The sequence below is a fragment of the Edaphobacter sp. genome (genome assembly GCF_035532915.1).
Taxonomy (GTDB): domain Bacteria; phylum Acidobacteriota; class Terriglobia; order Terriglobales; family Acidobacteriaceae; genus Edaphobacter.
The window spans coordinates 1-3489 of sequence record NZ_DATKQC010000387.1; the positions used below are offsets into that span (position 1 = coordinate 1).

General features: G+C 54.9%; 4 protein-coding genes. All 4 read right to left on the reverse strand.

The features are described 5' to 3' along the window. Window positions 1-269, reverse strand: a 269-nt coding sequence (locus VMU57_RS18410) for a PadR family transcriptional regulator (RefSeq protein WP_325386095.1), incomplete at its 3' end; no start/stop codon positions are given. Between the two features lie 271 nt (window positions 270-540). Then, window positions 541-1329, reverse strand: a complete 789-nt coding sequence (locus VMU57_RS18415; RefSeq protein WP_325386097.1) for a hypothetical protein — start codon at window positions 1327-1329, stop codon at window positions 541-543. Window positions 1330-1397: 68 nt separating this feature from the next. Next, window positions 1398-2354 (reverse strand): hypothetical protein, encoded by a 957-nt coding sequence (locus VMU57_RS18420; protein WP_325386099.1) that lies wholly within the window; start codon window positions 2352-2354, stop codon window positions 1398-1400. A gap of 257 nt (window positions 2355-2611) precedes the next feature. Next, the coding region (locus tag VMU57_RS18425) for a hypothetical protein (protein ID WP_325386101.1) at window positions 2612-3489 on the reverse strand (878 nt) is incomplete at its 5' end.

Below are 3489 nucleotides of genomic sequence, written 5' to 3' on the forward strand. Positions count from 1 at the left end.
GCTTCTAACCGCGCCCGTCCCGCCTTCGTCAACGAGTAGTATTTCGCTCGCCGGTTGTTCTCCGACTCGCCCCACTCGGCCTCAATCCATGCCTGATGTTCGAGCCGGTGCAGCGCCGGATACAAGGCGCTCTGATTGACGCGCAGAACTTCCTTCGAGAGTTGGTGAATGCGTTGCGCGACGGCCCATCCATGCATAGGCTCGAGACACAGTACCTTCAGAATCAGAAGGTCTAACGTCCCTTGAAGCAGTTCCGCAGATTTAGTCATGCTCTCCCCTCAATTACTGACAGGAGAATATCGAAAGGATCTCCTCAGGTCAAGAGCCCTTGGTTCAGCTGTTGCCAACAGGCCAATGCACGTTCCCAGCCTGAGCGCACCTCAAGACGCATTGGCAAATCCAAGAGCATTCCTGACGGGAACGGCGCTTCTCGCTACTTAATGTTTGCACGCAATGTAGAGCTACCGCACAATACACTCAAGCGGCTTCCCGGTTTGATGTTGTCCCGAGACATCACACTCTTCTTTTCCTCGTCTTGTCTTAAGGCTGCTTTCGACGAACTGCCGAGATAAAGCTCACGCCATATTGCGTAAGAGCGTATGTGGTTTTCATACCGCCTTCAGAATGACCCGTGGGTACTTCTGCTCCACCGACTTCCGCCCAGCCCATCCTCCCAGGTATGTATGCCACCTTCTTTTCAAGAAGGATCAACCGCTCCAGATCGTGGAGCATCAGCTCGAAATTTGTCATTTCGTCAAACGATGCAATCTGCCCGGGGGACATGCGAACTTTGAACACGCGCATTTCAGCAGGACTCGGCGCTCGCAATTTCGGGTCATAGACGTCAATGAGATTGACGAAGCTCAGTTCGTCTCTGCCCTCGCGTTTCCCGGAGTTGTAGCCAGTGGGCGCCGACACGCGCTCCCAGATTCGATCTAGGTAGCGAGCCTCTACCGGTGTTAGTTGCGAGAGCGCTTGACCGAACGACGGTAGAACACCATTCGCTGCGGTTGCAACGTTTTCCAGAAGCGATGCCCATCGTTCTTGCAGTTCGTCGTCGCTTTGCATCGCGGCATCTCTAAGTAGTGGGAGCACGCGCCTGAAGGCCTCTGCATCGAGGGGTTTGCCCTTCCTCTGGCTTGCCCACTTCTTGAAGATTTTGGCTAAGTTATCTTCAGTGTAGAAGCGAGCAATGTCGCTGATTTTCCCCAAAATCAAACCGATGTTCTGTGCCATTGGGCCGAGCAAATTCTTCAGCAGCTCAGAATCCAGTGCCTCCTTTACGATTTCGCCGGCTGCCGCATTCGGGTCGAAATCCGAATCGCCCATCTCACTCGCCTCCTAACAACACCTGTTCTGCACCCGCATACTCGAGCGTCTCCCGGCTTCGATCTTTTTCACCGAAGGCGAGGGGTCTGTTGATTTGAGCCTTCTCCCAATAACCGCTGCTCGAATGATGTCAGTGTGCGTTCGCTCACGCCGAGAAGCATCGCAACTCCGAGGACGAGAAGCATCTTTGTAATGGGACAAGGCGCAATTCCATACGTCGTACAAGCAGCGAGCGCGTCAGCAAAGCCGAAGTCTTTGATTGTCAGAGGCAACATACCCCAGCCCAGAAGCGCAACGCCGATCAAGCTTCCGATTGTGCCCGTTGCAATTCGGCTCCTGATTCTCCGTCCATAGGCGTTCAACTCCCCGGACAAGCTCACGTCCAGCGATGGCATCTTCGCCATGACGCTTACCGAACTGCCTGCGGCTCCTGCAGTGATCAGGCCGAACCAGATCGCAAAGGGGAAGAGGTGTGCCAAGTAGAAGCACAATCCCGCTATCGAGAGTAACGCGGCGGTTGACCCAAACAACCAACGGGTATACCGCCGCATCGTGTCTTCGTATTCGTCGATATAATCCGTCCACTCATCTACTTCGATGAAAATAGCGTGGAGTGCGGCGCGTGCAACATATGGGGCTACGGGAGACTGGTCTGCGACTCTGGCAAAATCCTCGCGGAGTTTTCTGATCGACGGGGCAGGAATGCCCCAAAGTTCCATGTTGTCGATGGCGCGGTTTCCTTCATCTCGTATCTCGCCCACTGGACAGAAGTAGGCGCTCGCAATTCCTTGCGACTCGCCATCCGCAATCAGGTCGCCTAGCTCGGTTATGGAGCTCGCATTTTTTGCCGCCGTTTCGATGGCGGCGATGTTGTCCAATACCGTCTGAAGTAGATCACGGTCTATTGGGTCATCGGTGGGGCGGGCACGTTGCGCCATTAACTCGACGTTGACTCTATCGCCCGTGATGCTGGATAGCGCGTCTTCGCGCTTTTTTTCGAGTTTTTTCTTTTGTGAACCGAGCATGTATCACTCCAGCGGCGCGTGCGGTAAACGTGGTTTGATCTGATGATAGACCAAGCTGGGCGGTTCACTTCGGGCGTATCTTCAATCTACGAGACTGTTCAACCAGTCAGCATTGCGTGTAAACACATACTGTACAGACGCGCAATGAACGGAAGGCAGCATGAAAATCTACATCGACGAATCGGGCACGTTTGGCTGGGTCAAGGGTGAGCGCATCGGCAGTTGAGGCGTCTCAAAACGACAAGTTGGCGTAAACCCTAAGCAAGCAGCGACAGCAAGAATCTCAATGTCTCAATCATGCCTAGTATCATGCAGCCCAGCACCGCGACCACAAGGGTCCAAAGGACAATCAGTAGCAACACCGGCAGAATCGTCGCCCGAAGCGGCCACGCTGCACTGGACCATGCAGTTGCGCCGCCGACATCGAGGGACTCTAACTTCTCGGACGGCATCGTGAGAAACGGCTGCCAAGTCTGTTGGAAGACCCTCCCAAGATTTTCCTGGATGAAGTAGTCGGAGTGTCCAAATCCTTCCGCTCTCACCTGGACAACCGGTGACCCTGAGACGAAACCGATCCTTCCTGATGGTCCAGAGTCCGGGATTACATAGTGCGCAACTCCGGCCCAGAAATCCTTGGTGCCATAGTGGTTCAGTACCGCCTCCACTTGACCGTTCGACTCGAGGGCTCCCCAGTCAAAGTCGGGCCTAAGAATGCATCCGGTGAGCAAGAGACGCCCGATCTTCAGTTTGGGATCTCGTTGTAACGCATGACCGATCAGCCATGTCCCCAGGCTATGCGCGATGACATCGGGTGGACCTGCGAACCCTCCGGCCTCCGTATCCCCTTCGAGCCTCTGGATCCGCTCGATCACTCTCTCTTCCAGCCGCCGTAAACACCATCGACACACCGCCCCCGGACGAACAATCCCATACTTGTAGATGGCTACGGGAACACTTCTCTTGTAGGCGGTCGATACCCTCCAGTTAAACGCCTCCTGCCAGTCCCCGCGGGTGTTCATCCCGTGGAGAGCAAGCACCCACGAAACGTCGCGAGTTGGCGGAGCCTCAAAGCGATAGGAGTAATGCTCTTGGACCGCGTTCTCTTCTGTAAGGTTGAGGTCGCATTGGCTGCAGC

Bases quoted from the DNA above. Each gene is read 5' to 3' on its own strand.
- VMU57_RS18415 (WP_325386097.1), bottom strand. From the start codon at position 1,329: ATGGGCGATTCGGATTTCGACCCGAATGCGGCAGCCGGCGAAATCGTA.
- VMU57_RS18420 (WP_325386099.1), bottom strand. From the start codon at position 2,354: ATGCTCGGTTCACAAAAGAAAAAACTCGAAAAAAAGCGCGAAGACGCG.